Raw genomic sequence first — 19,285 nt, forward strand, 5'->3', positions numbered from 1 at the left:
GCGGTCAACTCCCGGTGGACTCCCAGACCCGGGGCCGTCCCCGGCGGCGCACCGCGTCCGTCGTGAGCACCGCCAGCGCCACCCAGACCAGCCCGAACCCGACCCAGCGCGACGCCGGCATCGTCTCGCCCAGCACCAGCGCCGCGACGAACTGCAGCACCGGGGTCAGGTACTGCAGCATCCCGATGACGCTCAGCGGCACCCGGCCGGCGGCCACCGCGAACAGCAGCAACGGGCCGAGGGTCAGCGGACCGGACAGCACCAGCAGCACGGTGTGCCAGGCGCCGAAGCCGGTGAAGGTCAGCCGGTCCCCGAGGACGAGCAGCGCGGCGGCCGCGGGCAGGGCCAGGAACCCGGTCTCGACGCTCAACCCCGTCAGCGGGTCCACCCCCGAGCCGTGCCGGGCGAGGCGGTTCTTCAGCAGGCCGTAGCTGCCGAAGGAGACGGCCAGCGTCAGCGCCATCCACGGCAGCCGCCCCAGGTCCGCGGTGATGACGGCGACCGCGGCCAGCCCGATCCCGACGGCGATCCACTGGGTGCGGCGCAGCCGTTCCCGCAGCACCACCACCCCGAGCAGGACGGTCAGCAACGGGTTCACGAAGTAGCCCAGCGAGGCCTCGAGGACGTGACCGGTGACCACGGCGAGGCCGTAGACGCCCCAGTTCACCGCGATCGCGACGGCCGCGACCGCCAGCAGGCCCCGTTGCCGCGGCGAGCGCAGCACGGCCAGGACCGCGGGCCAGCGGCGCAACCCGGTCACCACCAGCACCGACAGCGCCAGCGACCAGAGCACCCGCCAGGCCAGCAGCTCCACCGCGCCGGTCGGGGCGAGGGCGTGGAAGAAGAACGGGAAGAGGCCCCAGACGCAGTAGCAGGCGAGGCCGGCGAGGACTCCGGTGCGCGTCCTGTGCTCGGCCGAGGGAGACTCGGTGTGCTCTGCTGCGCGCTGGTCCACGGGGGTCATCGTGGCGTCGGCCGCTCCAGCGGGCCGCGTTAGGCTTGCCTTCCACGTCATCCCAGCGCGCCACCCAGCACGTCACCACCTACGAGAGGGACACCGAGAGCTGTGACCGATTCGAACCGTCCGCTGCGCGTCGCCGTCGTCGGAGCCGGACCGGCCGGGATCTACGCCTCGGACATCCTCTCCAAGGCCGACCTCACGGCCACCGGTTTCGACGGGGTCGGCATCGACCTCTTCGAGCGCCTCCCCGCGCCGTTCGGTCTGGTCCGCTACGGCGTCGCCCCCGACCACCCGCGCATCAAGCAGATCATCGTCGCGCTGGAGAAGGTCCTCGGCCGCGGTGACGTCCGGTTGCTGACCAACGTCGACTTCGGTACCGACGTCACCCTCGAGGAGCTGCGCCACCACTACGACGCCGTCGTCTTCTCCACCGGCTCGATCAAGGACGCGACGCTCGCGATCCCCGGGGTCGAGGCCCCGGAGAGCTACGGCGCGGCCGACTTCGTCTCCTGGTACGACGGGCACCCCGACTACCCGCGCGAGTGGCCGCTGGAGGCCGAGACCGTCGCCGTCCTCGGCGCCGGCAACGTCGCCCTCGACGTGGCCCGCGTGCTGGCCAAGCACGCCGACGACCTGCTGCCGACGGAGATCCCGGCCAACGTCTACGAGGGGCTGAAGTCCTCCAAGGTCAAGGACGTGCACGTCTTCGCCCGCCGCGGTCCCGCGCAGGCGAAGTTCTCGCCGCTGGAGCTGCGCGAACTCGGGCACGTGCCCGACGTCGACGTCATCGTCGACCCCGAGGACTTCGAGTTCGACGAGGGCTCGATGGAGGCGATCGCGAAGTCCAACCAGACCAAGCAGGTCGTGAAGACGCTCACCGACTGGACGCTGAAGGAGGGGGAGTCGAGCGCCTCGCGCCGGCTGCACCTGCACTTCCTGCACGCCCCGGTCGAGGTCCTCACCACCGAGGACGGGCACGTCCGGGGGCTGCGGACCGAACGGACCCGCCTCACCGGCGACACCTCCGTCGAGGGGACCGGCGACTTCCACGAGTGGGACGTCCAGGCCGTCTACCGCGCCGTCGGCTACTTCGGCTCCCCGCTGGAGGGCGTCCCCTTCGACGAGCTGAAGGGCGTCATCTCCAACCACGAGGGCCGCGTCCTGGCCCCCGGGGGTGAGACCGTCGAGGGCGTCTACTGCACCGGCTGGATCAAGCGCGGCCCCGTCGGGCTCATCGGGCACACCAAGTCCGACGCCTCCGAGACGGTCAAGCACCTCCTGGCCGACGCGGCCGCGCTCCAGCGCGCCGAGGAGCCCGACCCGCAGGCGATCCTGGACTTCCTGCGGGGCAAGGGCGTCGACGTCCTGACCTGGTCGGACTGGGAGGTCCTCGACGCCCACGAACGCTCGCTCGGCGAACCCCACGGCCGCCAACGTGTCAAGGTCGTGTCCCGCGAGGACATGATCAAGCACTCCCGCGGGACGGTCTGACGTGCGCGTCGTCGTCTGCGTCAAGCACGTCCCCGACATCCAGTCGCCCCGCTCCCTCGGCGACGACGGGCGCCTCGTCCGCGGCGGGGACGACGACACCCTCAACGAGCTCGACGAGGACGCCCTCGAGGCCGGGCTGCGCACGGCCGAGGCCGCCGGCTTCCCCGGTGAGGGCCACGACGTCACCGTCCTGACTCTCGGCCCGGCGCCCGCGGTCGAGGCGCTGCGCCGCGGGCTCGCGATGGGCGCGTCCACCGCCGTGCACGTCAGCGACGAGGCCGTCGCCGGCTCCGACGCCATCGCCACCGCCCGGGTCCTCGCCGCGGCGATCGCCAAGCTGCACGCCGAGGACCCCGTCGACCTGGTGGTCGCCGGGATGGCCGCGCTCGACGGGCTCACGTCCCTGGTCCCCGCGGCGCTCGCGGAACTGCTCGGGTGGCCGCAGCTGACCCTGGCCGACGAGATCACCCTCAGCGAGGGTGTGGTGCGGGTGCAGCGCGAGACGTCCACCGACGTCGAGGTCCTCACCGCCGCGGCGCCCGCGGTGCTCTCGGTCACCGACCAGGCCTTCCGCGCCCGCTTCCCGAACTTCAAGGGGATCATGGCCGCCCGCAAGGCACCGGTGACGTCGTGGACGCTCGCCGACCTCGCTCTCGACCCGGCCACGGTCGGGTCCGCCGGCTCCGCCACGACGCTCGTGCACGCGCAGCCGCGCCCCGAACGACCCGACCGGATCGTCGTGACCGGGGACGCGGAGACCGTTCCCGCCCTGGTGGACTACCTGTCGCAGAAGGGTTTCCAGTGAACGTCCTGGTTCTCGTGGACCACGCCGACGGCGCCGTCCGCCCCACCGCGCTGGAACTGCTGACGCTCGCGCGCGACCTCACGAGCGCTTCCGGTGGTGTCGTCGTGCACGCGGTCTGGGTGGGGGAGTCGCCGCAGACGGAGCTCCTCGCCGCGCACGGCGCCGCGACGCTCCACCAGGTCCACGTCGACGGCGCCGACGCCCAGCTGACGGCCTCCGTCGTCGACGCCCTGCAGACGGTGATCACCGCCGTCGAACCGTCGCTGCTGCTCGTCGCCTCGACGTTCGAGGGCAAGGAGGTCGCGGCCCGGCTCGCCGTCCGCGCCGGCGCCGGGGTCGTCACCGGGGCCGCCTCGGTCGCCGTCGAGGACGGGCGGTGGGTCGCCCGCAAGAGCGTCCTCGCCGGGTCCTGGGACACCGCCTGCGCCGCGACGGGCCGGCTCGCCGTCGTCGCGCTGGCCCCGAACGTCGTGCCGGCCGCGCCGCTCGCCGTCCCCGCCGACACGACTCTCGTCGAGCACACCGTCGCGGCCTCCCCGGCGGCCCGGGCGGTCACCGTCGTCTCCCGCACGAAGCGGCCCACCGGCGACCGGCCGGCGCTGGCCGAGGCCGAGGTCGTCGTGGTCGGCGGCCGCGGTGTCGACGGGGACTTCTCCGGGGTCGAGGAGCTCGCCGACGTCCTCGGCGCGGCCGTCGGCGCGACCCGCGTCGCCACCGACGAGGGCTGGATCGGGCACGAGGCCCAGGTCGGGCAGACCGGCGTGACCATCTCGCCCCGCCTCTACATCGGCCTCGGCGTCTCCGGCGCCGTCCACCACCGCGGGGGGATGGACGCGGCCGGCACGGTCGTCGCCGTCAACAACGACCCCGACGCCCCGATCTTCGAGTTCGCCGACTACGGGATCGTCGGCGACCTCGGCGAGGTCGTCCCCGCGCTCGTGGCGGAGCTGCGGGCCCGCCGCCCCTGACCGCGGGGCGGCGTCAGGTCGCCGGCGCGAACCCCGGCGCCGACCCCAGCCAGGTCAGCGCCTGCGGGACGATGCCCGCCCAGATGCTGGTCCGGTGACCGCCCTGCTGCTGGGTGACGAGGGTCATCGTGGTGGGCCCGTGCACCGCGCTCGCGAGCGCCTGGGTGCTCGGCCAGGACAGCCCGTCCTCCTTCGACGCCAGCGCCCACAACCGCACGGCCGGCGGGTTCTGCTTCGCGAGGGCGACGAGGTCGTAGCGCTTCGCCGGGGGGCTGTCCGCGGAGAACGGCTTCCAGGACCCCAGGTCGAGGCGTGAGTAGCCGCCGAAGGCGATCGCTGCGCTGAAGCGGTCGGGGTGCAGCATGGCCATCTCGTTGGCGCACCACCCACCCATGGACAGTCCGATGGTGGCCCACGACCTCGCCTGCCTGCTCACCGTGTAGTGCTGTTCGACGTAGTCCGGGACGTCCTGCGACAGCCAGGTCTCCAGCTTCGGCTGCCCGTCCCCACCGTCGACGCACTCCGTGTCGCGCCCGGCGGGCACCTCCAGCGTCGGGATGACCACCACGGACGCGGCCAGCTGGTGCGCGGTGACCGCGGCGTCCAGCGAGGGCAGCAGGTGCATCGCGTCGAGCCACTGCTCCGGGGTCCCCGGGTAGCCGTGGAAGGCCTCGATGACGGGGTACCCCCCGGCCGGGGCGGGGGTGGTGCCGTACCCGGTGGGCAGGACCACCAGGGCTTCGGCCGTGGTGCCGGAGCGGGGACCGGGGACCTGGGCCCGCCAGACCCTCCCGTCGTAGCCGTCGAGACGGACGGGGGCGGCCTCGGACGCCTGGGCGGTGGCCGACCCGCTGGCCGACCCGCTGGCCTGCGTGGTCGTGACGACCTGCTGGGTCCCGAGGAGGTCCGCCCAGTCCGAGAACAGGCCGAACTGGGCGTTGACGACGAGGAAGACGGCCATGAGGACGCTCACGTTGACCCCGAGCAGGGCCACCGAGCGTCCCAGGACGGCGAGGAACCCCCGCCGGGCCAGCCCCCGCCAGCAGACGACCAGCGCCACCGTGGCCACCACTGCGACGCCGATGGCGATCCACCTCGTCAGCGGATCGTCGAGACCCACCCCACACCCCCCGTGCCAGAACCGGCGCGTGGTGCGCCGGGACCACCATCGGTCACCACAGGCGGAGGAGTGCCCTTTCTCAGCGATCTCCCGGCGAACCGGCAGCACCCTCCGAGCCGGCGAGCACGTCCAGCACGGCGTCCGCGATGGCCCGGTGCCCGGCGGCGTCGGGGTGGTCGCCGTCCGCGGCGAGCAGCGTCGTGGGGTCGCCGGTCCCGTCGACGCCGTGGAACACCGGACGCAGGTCCACGAAGAGCGCCTTGCTCCCCACCGCGGCAGCGAGGCGGTCGTCGAAGGCGTCGGTCAGGGCGACCTGGTCGTGCAGCTCGGCCGGGGTGTACTCCTGCTCGGCGACCTCGCCGTCCAGGCCGACGGCCCAGTAGTCGAGGACCACGACCCGGGCCCCGGTGGCCCTGAGCTCGTCGACGGTTCCCGCCAGCGTCGCCACCACCCGCTCGATCGTCGCGTCGGTGTCGACGGCTCCCGCGGTGGAGGTCGCGAGGTCGACCTGTTGCACGAGGTCGTTGGCCCCGGCCTGCAGGAGCACGACGTCCGGCGCACCGAGCCGGGGTCCCTCGTCCGCCGAGAGCTGCTGCAGGACGGAGTCGACGTCGGTCGAGGTCGCGCCGCCGCTGGCCCGCTGCACCACGTCGGCCTCGCCCTCGGGCGCGAGGCCGTCGGCGACCAGGTCCGGGAACGCGGTGCAGCCGCAGACGTCCCCCGCCGGCACGGAGTCGCCCAGGGACAGCAGGCGCAGGGGGGCGGAGGACGAGGCGGCGTCGTCGGGACCGGCGCAGGCGGCCGCGCAGACGGCCAGCAGGAGGGCGACGGTCCGGGAGGTGCGCGGGGAGCGGGCCCGCGGGAAGCTCACCCGCCCACTGTGGCACCGGCTCGCGCCCCGCGCTCGGGACCGGGTCCCGGTTTGCCTGGTGCGCGCCCCCGTCGTAGGTTCGCCCCAGCCATCCAGAGCGACCGAGAGACCTGGCTCGTCGACGTCGCAGCAACCACCCCGCGGGGAAGGTGCTACCGCCAGGACCGATGGGAGAACCGTTCTGTGAGCACCCTGCACGACACCGTCCTCGCGACGCCCAGCGAACCCCTCGTCCGCCGCCGGGCGGCGCTGGGGAGCTTCGTCGGCACCACCATCGAGTGGTACGACTACTACCTCTACGGCACGGCCGCGGCGATCGTCCTCGGCCCGCTGTTCTTCCCGAACGTCGGTGGCGCGGTCGGCGTGATCGCCGCGTTCGCCACCTACGCCGTGGGTTTCGCCGCCCGCCCCCTCGGCGGTGCGGTGGCCGGTCACATCGGCGACCGGGTGGGCCGCAAGGCGGTCCTCGTGGCCTCGTTGCTGGTCATGGGGATCTCCACGGCGGCCATCGGTCTGCTCCCCACCCACGACCGGATCGGGGTGTGGGCCCCGGTCCTGCTGGTCGCGGCGCGACTGCTGCAGGGTTTCTCGGCCGGGGGTGAGTGGGGCGGGGCCGTCCTGCTCGCCGTCGAGCACGCCCCCACCGGCCGGCGCGGTCTGTTCGGCGCGATCCCGCAGATGGGTTCCGCGGCCGGCATGGTCCTGGCCAGCGGGGGTTTCTGGCTCACCCGCACCCTGACCTCGAGCGAGAACTTCCTCGCCTGGGGGTGGCGGATCCCGTTCCTGGCCAGCGCCGTGCTCGTCGTCATCGGGTTGGTCATCCGGCTCAAGGTCACCGACTCCCCGGCGTTCACCGCGCTGCGCGAGGCCGACGCGACGTCGCGCCGACCGGTCGCCGAGGTGCTGGCGACGAACAAGCGCGGGGTGCTCCTGACGACCGGCATGCGGTTGGGCCAGAACGGCGCCTACGTCCTCTACACGGTGTTCGCGCTGAACTACCTGACCAACCACGTCCGCGAGGACGGGGCCGACGTCGGGCTGCTCGCCGTCCTCGTCGCCTCCGTCGTGAGCCTCGCCGCCACCCCGTTGTGGGGTCTGCTCTCGGACCGGGTGGGTCGCAAACCCGTCTACCTGTTCGGGTCGGTCCTCACCGCGGTGTTCACGGTGCCCGCGTTCCTGCTGCTCGACACCGGCTCCACCGTCCTGATCGTGGGCGCGATGGTCATCGCGATCAACCTCGGTCACGACAGCCAGTACGGCGCGCAGGGCGCGTTCTTCGCCGAGCAGTTCGACAGCCGCACCCGCTACAGCGGTGCGTCCCTCGGGTACTCCATCGGCGCGGTCCTCGGCGGCGGTCTGACCCCGCTCATCGCCGCGTCGCTGCTGGCCGCGGGGAACGGTTCGCCCTGGATCGTCGCGGGGTACCTGAGCTTCCTCGCCGTCCTCACCACCATCTCGGCGGCGCTCACCCGCGAGACCGCGCACCGACCTCTGGAGGGACTGTCCCGTTGAGTTCTGAACCGTTGCGCCTCAACGCCTTCGCCATGGCCTGCGTCGGCCACCAGGCCGCGGGGCTGTGGTCGCGACCGGAGGACCGCAGCGCGGACTACCGGACCCTCGCGCACTGGACGAACCTCGCCCGACTCCTCGAGCGCGGGGGTTTCGACGCGCTGTTCCTCGCCGACGTCCTCGGCACCTACGACGTCCACGGGGGATCGCGCGACGCGGCGGTCCGCGCCGCCGTGCAGGTCCCCGTCAACGACCCGCTCGCCGCGGTGTCGGCGATGGCCGCGGTCACGGAGAACCTGGGTTTCGGTCTCACGGTGACGACGACGTACGAGCAGCCGTACTCCCTGGCCCGCCGGCTCACGACGCTGGACCACCTCACCGGCGGCCGCGTCGCGTGGAACGTCGTGACGGGCTACCTCGACTCGGCCGCGAAGAACCTCGGTCTCACCGCCCAGGTCGCCCACGACGAGCGCTACGAGGTCGCCGAGGAGTACCTGGAGGTCTGCTACAAGCTCTGGGAGGGTTCCTGGGAGGACGACGCCGTCGTCCGCGACGCCGGGCGCGGGATCTACGCCGACCCGGCCAAGGTCCACGACATCGACCACCACGGGAAGTACTTCGACGTCCCCGGGGCGTTCCTCTGCGAACCCTCACCGCAACGGACACCGGTGATCTTCCAGGCGGGTTCTTCGCCCCGCGGGCAGGAGTTCGCGGCCAGGCACGCGGAGTGCGTGTTCATCATCGCGCCGACCGCGAAGATCGCCCGCAGGTCCGTCGACTCCCTGCGCGAGCAGGTCGAACGCGCCGGTCGCGACCCGCGGTCGGTGCAGGTCCTCGCCGGCCTCACCACGGTCGTCCGCAGCAGCGACGAGGAGGCGCACGCGCTGCTCGCCGACTACCGCGAACACGCCAGCCGCGAGGCCGCCCTCGCGTTGTTCGGGGGGTGGACGGGCGTCGACCTCGCCGGTCGCGCCGCCGACGAGACCCTGCAGCACGTGACCACCGACGCGAACCGGTCCGCCCTGGCGAGCTTCACGAACGACCCCGACCGGGAGTGGACGATCGACGACCTCGCGCAGTTCGTCTCCGTGGGGGGTCGGGGTCCGGTCCTCGCGGGTTCCCCGCAGACGGTCGCCGACCACCTCGAGGAGTTCGCGGCGGAGGCCGACGTCGACGGGTTCAACCTGATGTACGCCACGATGCCCGGGACCTTCGTCGACGTCGTCGACCACCTCGTCCCCGAACTCGACCGGCGCGGTCGCACCGCCCCGAAACCGGCCCCCGGGACGACCCTGCGGGAACGACTCGGCGGCGGGGCCCGGCTGCCGGGCACCCACGTGGGCGCCGGTTTCCGTCGCTAGGTCCTACTAGAAATCGGGTCAGGGTGCCCGAACGGTGGCCGATGGACCACCGTGACCCGTCTACGTGACTTGAACGTCGCTTCCAAGCTGTTCGCCGGCTTCGGCGTCGTCTGCCTGCTGCTCGCCACCGTGGTGGGGGTGGGCTGGGCGAAGCTCAGCTCCTCGCAGGGGAACCTCACGACGATGTCGTCGTCGGGTCTCGCCTCGGTGCAGTCGATCCTCACCGTGCAGGTGGAGTTCCTGCAGGCGCGCATGGACGTGACCAACGTGGCCCTCACCTCCGACGCCGCGGCCAAGCAGAGCGCGCTGGACGCCGTGACCGCCGACGACACGGCGCTGGACGCTGCCTGGGCCACCTACCTCGCCTCCGGCCCGGCTGCGAAGGCCGCCGACCGGGACGCCTTCGCCGCCAGCCTCAAGCAGTACCGCGACGCCCGCGTGCAGCTCGTCGCCCTGGCCAAGGGTGACGACCGGGCCGGGTACATCGCCTACCGCACCGCCAGCATCAGCCCGGTCGCGAAGCAGATCACCGACGAGCTGAAGACCATGACCGCCAGCGAGCAGCAGGCCGCGGTGGACATGGCCGCCGCCGGCGCGTCCGCCTACCGCACGGCCGTCGCGCTGCTGCTGGCCCTCGGCGCCGTCGCGATCGCCGTCGCGGTCGTCGTCGCCGTCGTGGTCTCCCGCTCGGTCGCCCGGCCCCTGGCCCGCACCCTCGTGGTCGTGCAGGGCATGGCCGAGGGCCGCCTCGACCAGCGCGTCGGCATCGTCAGCCGCGACGAGGTCGGCCGCGTCGCCGGTGCGCTCGACACCACCATGGACCGCCTCGCCGACTCCATGCGCCGGATCAGCGCGAACGCCTCCGTCCTCGCGAGCTCCTCCGAGCAGCTCGACGCCGTCGCGACCCGTCTCTCCGCCGGGGCCGAGGAGGCCGCCGTGCAGACGCAGGTCGTCTCGGCCGCGACCGAGGAGATCTCGGCCAACATCGGCACGGTCGCCGCCGCCGGCGAGGAGATGACCGCGGCCATCCGCGAGATCGCCACCAGCACCGCCGAGGCCAGCTCCACCGCCGCGGACGCCGTCTCGGCCGCGGGCGTCGCGGGGGAGACCCTCGAACGCCTCTCGGTCTCCAGCCGGGAGATCGGCGAGGTCGTCAAGCTCATCACCTCCATCGCGGAGCAGACGAACCTGCTGGCGCTGAACGCCACCATCGAGGCCGCCCGTGCCGGGGAGATGGGCAAGGGCTTCGCCGTCGTCGCCGGTGAGGTGAAGGAACTGGCCCAGCAGACCGCGCGGGCCACCGAGGAGATCGTGGCCAAGGTCGGCTCCACGCAGGCCGACGCCTCGGCCGCGGCCGCCGCGATCAGCCAGATCACCGACGTCATCGCCCGCATCGACGGGTTGCAGTCGACCATCGCCGCCGCCGTCGAGGAGCAGTCCGCGACGACCTCGGAGATGGTCCGCAACGTCACCGAGGTCTCGTCCGGCTCGCAGGAGATCGCCTCGAACATCTCCGGCATCGCCGCCTCCGCCGACGAGACGACGGCCGGGGCGACCCAGACCGCCGACACCGCCGGCGAGCTCTCCCGTGCCGCCGCCGAGCTGAACGACCTGGTGGGCGCCTTCCGCTTCTGACGCCGACCCGCCCGTGGTCCTGTCGGGGATCGCCGCGGGACCGCGGGTCAGCGGGTGGCGGAGACGTCGCGCACGGCGAGGACCGCGCAGTCGTCCTCGCTGTTGGCGACGTGCTCGGTGACCAGTTCCCCGAGCAGCGTCTCGACGTCCTCGGTGTGGGTCCGCTCCAGAGCGGCGCGCAGCACGACGATGCCGTCGCCGACGTCCCGACCGCGGCGTTCCACGAGGCCGTCGGTGTAGAGGACCAGCGTCGCCCCGGGCGGCCAGGGGATGTCGTGGTCGTGACGGGGCCGGCCGGGGGCCACCCCCAGCGGGAGGTCGGGTTCCGCGACCAGGACCGTGCTGCGCCCGGCCGCGTCGACCAGGACGGGCGGCGGGTGACCGGCCGTCGTCCACCACAGCCGCCGCGTCGGGCCGGGTGGGTCGAGGCGGGCGACGATCAACGTCGCCAGGGTCTCGTCCCCGAGCGCGGACAGGACGTGGTCGAGGCGGCTGACCAGCGCGGCCGGCGGTTCCTCCGGCCGGTCCACCGCCAGGGCCCGGAACATCGACCGCACCCGTCCCATCCGGGCCGCCGCCTCGGTGTCGTGGCCCGCGACGTCGCCGATGACCAGCAGGACCCCGTCGTCCGGCGGGGCGATCGCGTCGTACCAGTCACCCCCGACCTGCTCGTCGGTCGTGGACCAGGGCAGGTAGCGGCTCGCCACCGCGAGGCCCGGCAGCGCGGGCAGTTCCGGCAGCATCGCCGCCTGCAGGGTGTGCGCGACGTCGCGGCGCTCCCGGTACAGCTGGGCCCGCCGGGCCGCCTGCGCGGTCGCGTCGGTCACGGCCGTCACCAGGACCACCTCGTCCTCGGTGAGGGTGCGGTCGACGTCCCACGCGAAGGTCACCGAGCCGATGCGGTACCCGTCGGAGATGGTCATGGGCAGCACGGCCCCGGAGCGCAGCCGGGCGCGCTCGAACGCGTCGCGCCCGTGCGGGAACATGGCGACGAGGCTCGCCAGGGAGTCGAAGACCAGTCGGCGACCGGCGCGGGCGACGCGGTGCGCGGGGGTGTCCAGGTCGAGGGGGAGCCGCAGCCAGCGCTGCTCGGTGTCGTCGTCGAGCTGGCCGAGGGCCGGCGTCAGCAGCCAGGGCCCGTCGACCAACGACACGGACACGAAGCTCGCCCCGAGGTCCGCGTGCATGACGTCGCGCACCGCGAGGGCGACGTCCTCGACGCTGTCGGTGCGGGCCAGGGCGCTCGCCAGGCTCAGCAACGTGCCGGATCCCCGGTCCTCGCGGACGGGGGTCTCGGACGTGGTCAGGCCCACACGCACCTCCGCCGTCCGCCGTGCGCCCGTGGTGGCCTCCGCGACCCCACCGTCCCTGGCAGTCACTCACAGTCGACCCCCGTCACGCAACCACCGGTCGTCCAGCCGGCGCCCAGCGCGTGAGCCCGAGCCCTACGCTGCGCGCGTGGTCACCACCGAGCAGGTGCTCGCCCTCGCCGCGACGAGCCTCGTCGTCATCGCCGTCCCCGGCCCGAGCGTCCTCTTCATCGTCGGCCGCGCCCTCGCGCACGGGCGGGTGACGGCCCTGGCCGGCGTCCTGGGCAACTCCCTGGGCAGTCTCGTCGCGGCCCTCGTGATCGCCGTCGGACTGGGTCCGGTGCTGCAGCGCTGGGACACCGCGCTGGAGGTCGTGAAGCTCGCCGGGGCCGCGTACCTGGTGTGGCTGGGGGTCCAGGCGCTGCGCGGAGCCGGTCACGTCGGACAGGACACGGTCGTCGGTTCAGCGCGGACCCGCGGGCGCGAGGTCCGGGCCGGGCTGGTCGTCGGCCTCAGCAACCCCAAGGTGTTCGTGGTGTTCGCGGCGATCCTGCCCCAGTTCGTGGACCGCTCCGCCGGGTCGCTCACCGGTCAGATGGTCCTGCTCAGTCTGGTCCCCATCGGCATCGGCCTGGTCTGCGACAGCACCTGGGGTCTGGTCGCGTCCCGCGTGCGGACGGCCTTCGTCGGACGCCCGCAGCGGCTGCGGACGGTGACCCGCGTCGGAGGAGCCTCGATGATCGGACTGGGCGTCCTCACCGCCGTCACCGGCTGGCACCGCTGACGGAACGTCGCGCGACCGGTGCGCGTTGTGCGGGGCAGGTAGGAGAGCGCGGGGAGAGGACAGGATGCACCGGCACCACAACGGGCTGAAGACCGCCGTCCTGTTCGGGGTGATCTGGGCGGTCCTGCTGCTCATCGGCGGGTTCCTCGCGACCTCGTTCCGCAGCTCCGGCATCCTCGTCGTCTTCGTCCTCATCGGGCTGGGGACCTCGGCCTACGGCTACTGGAACTCCGCGAACCTGGCCCTGCGCTCGATGCGCGCCCGCCCCGTCTCCGAGGCCGAACAACCCGGGATGTACCGGATCGTGCGCGAGCTCTCCACCGCCGCGCGCCAGCCGATGCCGCAGCTGTACGTCTCGCCCACCATGGCGCCCAACGCCTTCGCGACCGGCCGCAACCCCCAGAACGCCGCCGTCTGCTGCACCGAGGGCATCCTGCAGCTCCTGGACGAGCGCGAACTCCGCGGCGTCCTCGGCCACGAGCTCATGCACGTCTACAACCGCGACATCCTCACCTCCTCCGTGGCGGGGGCGCTCGCGGGCGTCATCACCTCGATCGCGCAGTTCGGGGTGTTCTTCGGGTCGGTGTTCGGGGGCGGACGCGACGACGAGAGCCGCGCGAACCCGTTGGCGCTGCTGCTGCTGTCGCTGATGGCGCCGCTCGCGGCCACCGTCGTCCAGCTCGCCATCTCACGGACCCGCGAGTACGACGCCGACGAGGACGGGGCCAAGCTCACCGGCGACCCGCTGGCGCTCGCCTCGGCCCTGCGCAAGCTGGAGCTGGGTACGCGTCAGTTGCCGCTGCCGCCCGAGCGGGAGCTCGTCAACGCCAGCCACATGATGATCGCGAACCCCTTCCGCGCGCAGGGCGTCGCGAAGCTGTTCTCGACGCACCCGCCGATGGCCGAGCGGATCGCCCGCCTCGAGGCCCTCGCCGGCTACCGCCGCTGACCTGCCCGTCACCGAGCCGGCCGGGATCAGCCGAGGCGGGCCTCCAGCCAGGTCCGGAACAGCGGGAAGACCTGCCCGTCCGGGTCCTGCGGGTCGGTGTGCGAGACGCCGTCGAGCAGGTGCAGCTCCACCGCGTCCCCGGCGGCGCTCGCGGCGGCGTCGAACTCCTGGGCCTGGGAGTACGGGACCGTCTGGTCGCCCGTCCCGTGCGCGACGAACAGCGGGAAGCCGAAGGGCACCCGCCGCGTCGGGTCGCCGATCGCGTAGCGGTCGTCGACCTCGTCCGGGGTTCCCCCGAACAGCGTCCGCACGTTGACGTCGCCACCGTCGCCACCGAGCGCGGTGGGGTGCAGCACCCCGGACATCGACGCCGCGAACGCGGGCACGACCCGCGGTGAGGCACCCGGGGCGTCGGCGGGCAGACCGGCCCGGGCGGCCGCCCACATCGCCAGGTGACCGCCCGCGGAGTGCCCGACGAAGCACACTCGCCCGGTCGGCAGCGAGTGCTGGGCGGCGGCCTCGGCGGCCATGTCGACGGCCGTGGCGACGTCGCTGAACGTGCCCGTCCAGCCGCCGCCGTCGCCGTTGCCGCGGTAGTCGGTGTTGAGCACCGGCCAGCCGCCGCCGACGAGGTCCGCCACCAGGTCGTTCAGGTCGCGGCGGTCGGTGGTGGCGTCCCAGCCACCCCCGTGCACGACGACGACGATCGCGTCGCGGTGCTCGCCCGGCGGCAGCCACAGGTCGCTGACCTGGCGGGGGTGGTCGCCGTAGCGGTACTCGCTGCGCTGGGAGACGTCGAGCCCGGGCGGGACGAAACCGGCGTCCGTCTCCGCGTCCGGCGTACCCGTGTCCGTGGGCGTGGCGGTCTCCGTGGGGGTGGCCGTGGTGGCGCTCGCCGGGGTGGTGGGGGAGTCGTCGCTGCACGCGCCCAGCGCGCCCCCGCTCAGCGCGAGGCCGATCACTGCCCGGCGGCGCAGCGGACCCACCTCAGCGGTAGTTGACGAACTGGAGGGCGACGTCGAGGTCGGAACCCTTGAGCAGCGCGATGACCGCCTGCAGGTCGTCGCGGTCCTTGGAGCTGACCCGCATCTCGTCGCCGGTGATCTGCGACTTCACGCCCTTGGGGCCCTCGTCGCGGATGATCTTGCCGATCTTCTTGGCGACGTCCTGGGCGAGGCCCTCCTTGAGCTCGGCGGTGATCCGGTACTCCTTGCCCGACGGGACCGGGTCGGAGGTGTCCAGCGCCTTCAGCGACACGCCGCGCTTGATGAGCTTGGTCTGCAGCACGTCCAGGACGGCGTTCACGCGGTCCTCGGAGTTGGCGACCATGAGGATCGACTCCCCGCTCCACCGGACGTCGGCGCCGACACCCTTGAAGTCGTAGCGCTGGGCGATCTCCTTGGCGGCCTGGTTGAGGGCGTTGTCGACCTCCTGGCGGTCGATCTTGCTGACGACGTCGAACGACGACTCGCTGGCCACGCGGGGTTCCTCCTGGGGTTCGTGGGGGGCTCGGTTTCCGAGCACCGCTCATGTCTTGCTATCGTCTCACCGTCGCCAGCTCGCTGGTGGCACTGGCGGGTTGCCCGAGTGGCCAAAGGGAGCGGATTGTAAATCCGCCGGCGTAGCCTACGTTGGTTCGAATCCATCACCCGCCACGTCGCGAGTCCGCGACCCGGTGCCGGTCTCCGGCACCGGGTCGCGTCATGTAGGGTCGTCACCGGCCGTACACGCGGCAGCACAACCAGTTTGGCCCCGGTAGCTCAGTGGTAGAGCACTTCCTTGGTAAGGAAGAGGTCTCGAGTTCAATCCTCGATCGGGGCTCGCAACCGGCGGCTGGGCCCGCCGGACGCGGCGGGGTAGCTCAGTTGGTAGAGCAAGCGGCTCATAATCGCTGTGTCGCCGGTTCAAGTCCGGCCCTCGCTACAGCGCACGACACGTACCGAGCGGCCGCCCTCCGTGGGCGGCCGCTCGTCGCGCGTTCGGGCGCTTGCCGCACGTCGCGTACCCTGGTGGGGATCGGCGGAGCGCGCGCCCGCCCGTACGTCCGCAGTGCGACGAACCTTGTCGTACGACGAATCCTGAGGAAGAGGCACCCGCCGTGGCCAAGACCACCGACGTCCGCCCGAAGATCACCATGGCTTGCACCGAGTGCAAGGAGCGGAACTACATCACCAAGAAGAACCGCCGCAACGACCCGGACCGCCTGGACCTGGCCAAGTTCTGCCCGCGCTGCGGCAAGAAGACCACGCACCGCGAAACCCGCTGACACCAGCACGTCCGTTCCGGATCGGGGAGCACGCACCTGTGACGACCGTCAACGTCGACGAGTCCTTCGCGGGGCGTGTCTACCCGGCCTCCGGGACCACCACGGTGAGCGCCGACACGGTCCGGGCCTTCGCTCGGGCCGTGCGGGCCGCCCACCCGGTCCACCACGACACGGCGGCCGCCCGTGAACTCGGCTACGCCGACGTCGTCGCCCCGCCGACCTTCGCGGTCACGCTGGCCCAGGTCGCGGAGAAGCAGTTCGTGGCCGACCCGGCCGCGGGCATCGACTTCTCCCGCGTCGTCCACGGCGAGGAGCAGTTCCGCCACCACGCCCCCATCGTGGCCGGTGACGAACTCACCGCCGAGGTGCACGTGGACCGCGTCCGCGTCGTGCGCGGCAACGCGATGATCACCACCCGCACCGAACTCGCCCGCACCGACGGCACCCCCGTCACGACGGTGACGTCGATGCTGGTCGTCCGCGCGGAGGACCCGGCGTGAACTTCGAGGACACCGAGGTCGGCACCGAACTCCCCGCCGCCCGCTACGAGCTCTCCCGCGACGACCTCCGCGCCTACGCCGAGGCCTCCGGGGACCACAACCCGATCCACCTCGACGAGGCGACCGCGACGTCCGTCGGCCTGCCCGACGTCATCGCCCACGGGATGCTGACCATGGGCCTGGCCGGTTCCGTCGTGGCCGACTGGGCCGGGGACCCGACCGCGGTGGTCTCCTTCGGCACGAGGTTCACCGCCCCCGTCGTCGTGCCCTCCGCTGAGCCGGCCGTCGTCGAGGTCGCCGGCACGGTGCTCACGCGCGACGAGTCCGCCCGCACGGTCGAGGTCGACCTCACCGTGACCCACGCGGGGACGAAGGTCCTCGGGCGCGCCCGGGCTGTCGTCCGCCTGCCGTGAGCACCCCCTCGCCCGCAGCCCTGCGGGCGAGGACGGCCGTGTACGCGGCCTTCGTCCTCAACGGCTTCTTCATGTCGACGTGGGTGGCCCGGATCCCCTCCGTCCGCGACACCCTGGGCCTGTCCAACGGCGGGATGAGCCTGCTGCTGCTGGCCTTCTCGCTCGGCTCCGTCCTCGCCATGCCGATCGCGGGGGCGGTCGTGCTGCGCTTCGGGCGGGCCCGGACCGTCTTCGGCGGCTCCGTCGTCGTGGCCCTCGGCCTGCTCGTGGTCTCCGTCTCCGTGGACGGCTTCGGCTCCGTGCCCCCGACCGCGCTGGGGTTGTTCGCCGCCGGGGCGGGCGTCGCCTCCTGGGACGTCGCGATGAACGTCGAGGGGTCGGCCGTCGAGCGCCGCCTGGACCGCGCGATCATGTCCCGCTTCCACGCGGCCTGGAGCCTCGGCAGCGTGGCCTCCGCCGGGGTCTCCGTGCTGCTGCTGAAGGTCGGGGTGCCGACCTGGACGCACCTCTGCGCCGTCGCGGTCCTCGTCGTGCTGGGGACGACGGTCCTGACCCGGTCCTTCCTCGGCGAGGCCGCCCCGGCGACCACCGGGGAGCAGCCGCGGGCGGGGATCTCGCTGGGGCAGGCGTGGCGCGAACCGCGCACCCTGCTCATCGGGGTCCTGGTGCTCTGCATGGCCTTCGTCGAGGGCACCGCCAACGACTGGCTGGCGCTCGGCCTCATCGACGGTCACGACGTCTCGCACTCGGCGGGCGTCGCCGGGTTCACCGTCTTCGTCGTCGCGATGACCTGCGGGCGACTCGTCGGGCCGGTCGCCCTGCAGCGCCTCGGCCGGGTGCCGGCCCTGCGGCTCAGCGCGGGCGTCGCCGCCGTCGGCGTCGGCGTCTTCGTCCTCGCCCCGAACGTCACGGTGGCCGTGGTGGGTGCGCTGCTCTGGGGCCTGGGCGCCGCGCTCGGGTTCCCGACCGGGATGAGCGCCGCCGGTGACGAGGAGACCAACGCGGCCGTCCGCGTCAGCGTCGTCTCCTCCGTCGGGTACACCGCCTTCCTCGCGGGCCCGCCGCTGGTGGGTCTGCTCGCCGACCGCACCGGGGTCGTCCACGCCGTGACCGCGGCCGCGGTGGCCTCGGTGGTCGCGCTCTTCGTCGCCGCGGCGGCCCGCCCGCACGCCGACGGGGTCGCCCTCGGCGCGGGCGGCGCGGCCGCGGGGGGCAAGCTGTCCTCGTGACCCACCTGCTCGCCGACCTGACCACCCTGCGCGTGGGGGGACCCGCCCGGAAGCTCGTCGAGGCCCGCACCGATGCGGAGGTCGTCGAGGCCGTCGCTGCGGCGGACGCCGCGGGGGAGCCCCTGCTGCTGGTCGCCGGCGGGTCGAACCTGCTCGTCGCGGACGCGGGGTTCGACGGCACCGTCGTGCACGTCGCGACGCAGGGCGTCAGTGTCGCCAGCGAGGACGCCTGCGGTGGCGGCGTCGTGACGGTCGCCGCCGGCCACTCCTTCGACGCCTTCGTCGCGACCGCGGTGCAGCGCGGGTGGGCGGGGGTCGAGGCGCTGTCCGGCATCCCCGGGTCCGTCGGCGCGACGCCCGTGCAGAACGTCGGGGCGTACGGACAGGACGTGGCGCAGACCATCGAGACCGTCCGCACCTGGGACCGGCTCGAACGCCGGCAGCGCACGTTCGTGGCCGCCGAGCTGGGGTTCGGCTACCGCACGTCCCTGCTCAAGCGGTCGAGGGTCGCGCTGAACGGCCCGCACCCCGAGAGCCGCTACGTGGTCCTCGACGTGACGTTCCAGTTCCCCCTCCGGGCGGCCGCCTCCGAGGTCGCCTACCCCGAACTCGCGCGCCGGCTCGGGGTCGAGGTCGGCGCCCGGGTGTCCTCGGCCGCGGTCCGCGCGGCGGTGCTCGAACTCCGCGCCGGCAAGGGGATGGTCTGGGACCCGGCCGACCGCAGCGACCACGACACCTGGAGCGCCGGGTCCTTCTTCACCAACCCGCTGCTGCGCCCCGACCAGGCCGACGCGCTGCCCACCGACGCCCCGCGCTTCCCGGGGGGCGACGGGCTGGTGAAGACCTCGGCCGCGTGGCTGATCGACCACGCCGGGTTCGGCAAGGGCTTCGGTGCTCCCGGCCCCGCGACGTTGTCGACCAAGCACACCCTGGCGATCACCAACCGGGGCGGGGCCACCGCGGCCGACCTGCTGGCGCTGGCGCGGACGGTCACCGACGGGGTCGAGGCCCGGTTCGGGATCCGCCTGGTCAACGAGCCCGTGCTGGTGGGCACCTCGCTCTGAGCCCGGCCCGCAGGACGTCACCCGGACGGTCTACAGGACGTCGTGGACC

The 19,285-nt window shown here is 73.2% G+C and carries 19 protein-coding genes, 3 tRNA genes and 1 riboswitch; of the genes, 16 read left to right on the plus strand and 6 right to left on the minus strand.

What is annotated here, in order from left to right; translation table 11 throughout:
• Nucleotides 1-4: 4 nt before the first annotated feature.
• On the minus strand, nt 5-964 hold the full coding sequence (gene rarD, locus OG218_RS18000) for an EamA family transporter RarD (RefSeq protein WP_328294606.1): 960 nt from the start codon (nt 962-964) through the stop codon (nt 5-7).
• Between the two features lie 102 nt (nt 965-1,066).
• Between rarD and OG218_RS18005 the strand changes: the two genes are divergently transcribed.
• The 3 genes from OG218_RS18005 to OG218_RS18015 are packed head-to-tail and all read left to right on the plus strand — an operon-like array spanning nt 1,067 to nt 4,225.
• Entirely contained in the window at nt 1,067-2,452 is a 1,386-nt protein-coding gene (locus tag OG218_RS18005) for an FAD-dependent oxidoreductase (RefSeq protein ID WP_328294607.1), read from the plus strand.
• 1 nt (nt 2,453) lies between these two features.
• Nucleotides 2,454-3,257 (plus strand): electron transfer flavoprotein subunit beta/FixA family protein, encoded by an 804-nt coding sequence (locus OG218_RS18010; protein WP_328294608.1) that lies wholly within the window; start codon nt 2,454-2,456, stop codon nt 3,255-3,257.
• Entirely contained in the window at nt 3,254-4,225 is a 972-nt protein-coding gene (locus OG218_RS18015) for an electron transfer flavoprotein subunit alpha/FixB family protein (protein ID WP_328294609.1), read from the plus strand. Before OG218_RS18010 ends, OG218_RS18015 begins: the two co-directional genes overlap by 4 nt.
• A 13-nt stretch (nt 4,226-4,238) precedes the next feature.
• On the opposite strand, the gene OG218_RS18020 is transcribed toward OG218_RS18015, so the two are convergent.
• Together OG218_RS18020 and OG218_RS18025 are read right to left on the minus strand one after the other, a co-directional pair.
• A complete protein-coding gene (locus tag OG218_RS18020; protein WP_328294610.1) occupies nt 4,239-5,345 on the minus strand; it encodes an alpha/beta hydrolase in 1,107 nt (368 codons plus the stop codon).
• Nucleotides 5,346-5,424: 79 nt separating this feature from the next.
• Nucleotides 5,425-6,216: an SGNH/GDSL hydrolase family protein gene (locus OG218_RS18025; protein ID WP_328294611.1), complete on the minus strand. Its 792-nt coding sequence runs from the start codon at nt 6,214-6,216 to the stop codon at nt 5,425-5,427.
• A gap of 85 nt (nt 6,217-6,301) precedes the next feature.
• Nucleotides 6,302-6,390, plus strand: a riboswitch (SAM riboswitch).
• A 9-nt stretch (nt 6,391-6,399) separates the two neighbouring features.
• Between OG218_RS18025 and OG218_RS18030 the strand changes: the two genes are divergently transcribed.
• From OG218_RS18030 to OG218_RS18040, 3 genes are all read left to right on the plus strand, one after another.
• Nucleotides 6,400-7,728: an MFS transporter gene (locus OG218_RS18030; protein WP_328294612.1), complete on the plus strand. Its 1,329-nt coding sequence runs from the start codon at nt 6,400-6,402 to the stop codon at nt 7,726-7,728.
• Nucleotides 7,725-9,086 carry an LLM class flavin-dependent oxidoreductase gene (locus OG218_RS18035; protein ID WP_328294613.1) on the plus strand — a complete coding sequence of 454 codons (1,362 nt, stop codon included), beginning with the start codon at nt 7,725-7,727 and terminating at the stop codon, nt 9,084-9,086. Before OG218_RS18030 ends, OG218_RS18035 begins: the two co-directional genes overlap by 4 nt.
• A gap of 69 nt (nt 9,087-9,155) precedes the next feature.
• Nucleotides 9,156-10,721: a methyl-accepting chemotaxis protein gene (locus tag OG218_RS18040; protein ID WP_328294614.1), complete on the plus strand. Its 1,566-nt coding sequence runs from the start codon at nt 9,156-9,158 to the stop codon at nt 10,719-10,721.
• A 47-nt stretch (nt 10,722-10,768) separates the two neighbouring features.
• On the opposite strand, the gene OG218_RS18045 is transcribed toward OG218_RS18040, so the two are convergent.
• Nucleotides 10,769-12,034 carry a PP2C family protein-serine/threonine phosphatase gene (locus OG218_RS18045; protein WP_328294615.1) on the minus strand — a complete coding sequence of 422 codons (1,266 nt, stop codon included), beginning with the start codon at nt 12,032-12,034 and terminating at the stop codon, nt 10,769-10,771.
• Between the two features lie 145 nt (nt 12,035-12,179).
• Here OG218_RS18045 and OG218_RS18050 point away from each other — a divergent pair, with 145 nt between their 5' ends.
• Entirely contained in the window at nt 12,180-12,815 is a 636-nt protein-coding gene (locus OG218_RS18050; RefSeq protein ID WP_328294616.1) for a LysE family translocator, read from the plus strand.
• A gap of 64 nt (nt 12,816-12,879) precedes the next feature.
• Complete coding sequence (gene htpX, locus OG218_RS18055) at nt 12,880-13,764, plus strand: zinc metalloprotease HtpX (RefSeq protein WP_328294617.1); 885 nt, start codon at nt 12,880-12,882, stop codon at nt 13,762-13,764.
• Nucleotides 13,765-13,790: 26 nt separating this feature from the next.
• On the opposite strand, the gene OG218_RS18060 is transcribed toward htpX, so the two are convergent.
• The gene (locus OG218_RS18060; protein ID WP_328294618.1) at nt 13,791-14,750 is read right to left on the minus strand and encodes an alpha/beta hydrolase family protein; all 960 of its coding nucleotides are present in this window, start codon (nt 14,748-14,750) and stop codon (nt 13,791-13,793) included.
• 1 nt (nt 14,751) lies between these two features.
• On the minus strand, nt 14,752-15,243 hold the full coding sequence (locus OG218_RS18065; RefSeq protein WP_328294619.1) for a YajQ family cyclic di-GMP-binding protein: 492 nt from the start codon (nt 15,241-15,243) through the stop codon (nt 14,752-14,754).
• A gap of 94 nt (nt 15,244-15,337) precedes the next feature.
• Here OG218_RS18065 and OG218_RS18070 point away from each other — a divergent pair.
• The 8 genes from OG218_RS18070 to OG218_RS18105 all read left to right on the plus strand — a co-directional run bounded on the left by OG218_RS18070 (nt 15,338) and on the right by OG218_RS18105 (nt 19,236).
• Nucleotides 15,338-15,419: transfer RNA gene (locus tag OG218_RS18070), tRNA-Tyr, on the plus strand.
• 94 nt (nt 15,420-15,513) lie between these two features.
• Nucleotides 15,514-15,585: transfer RNA gene (locus tag OG218_RS18075), tRNA-Thr, on the plus strand.
• Between the two features lie 29 nt (nt 15,586-15,614).
• Nucleotides 15,615-15,687: transfer RNA gene (locus tag OG218_RS18080), tRNA-Met, on the plus strand.
• Between the two features lie 175 nt (nt 15,688-15,862).
• Nucleotides 15,863-16,030: a 50S ribosomal protein L33 gene (gene rpmG, locus OG218_RS18085; protein ID WP_012085006.1), complete on the plus strand. Its 168-nt coding sequence runs from the start codon at nt 15,863-15,865 to the stop codon at nt 16,028-16,030.
• Nucleotides 16,031-16,068: 38 nt separating this feature from the next.
• Nucleotides 16,069-16,530: an FAS1-like dehydratase domain-containing protein gene (locus OG218_RS18090; RefSeq protein WP_328294620.1), complete on the plus strand. Its 462-nt coding sequence runs from the start codon at nt 16,069-16,071 to the stop codon at nt 16,528-16,530.
• Nucleotides 16,527-16,943, plus strand: coding sequence for a MaoC family dehydratase (locus tag OG218_RS18095; protein WP_328294621.1), 417 nt, complete (start codon nt 16,527-16,529; stop codon nt 16,941-16,943). Before OG218_RS18090 ends, OG218_RS18095 begins: the two co-directional genes overlap by 4 nt.
• On the plus strand, nt 16,940-18,172 hold the full coding sequence (locus OG218_RS18100; protein ID WP_328294622.1) for an MFS transporter: 1,233 nt from the start codon (nt 16,940-16,942) through the stop codon (nt 18,170-18,172). Before OG218_RS18095 ends, OG218_RS18100 begins: the two co-directional genes overlap by 4 nt.
• The gene (locus OG218_RS18105) at nt 18,169-19,236 is read left to right on the plus strand and encodes a UDP-N-acetylmuramate dehydrogenase (protein WP_328294623.1); all 1,068 of its coding nucleotides are present in this window, start codon (nt 18,169-18,171) and stop codon (nt 19,234-19,236) included. Before OG218_RS18100 ends, OG218_RS18105 begins: the two co-directional genes overlap by 4 nt.
• Nucleotides 19,237-19,285: the final 49 nt, after the last annotated feature.

This window comes from Kineococcus sp. NBC_00420, from assembly GCF_036021035.1.
Classification (GTDB): domain Bacteria; phylum Actinomycetota; class Actinomycetes; order Actinomycetales; family Kineococcaceae; genus Kineococcus.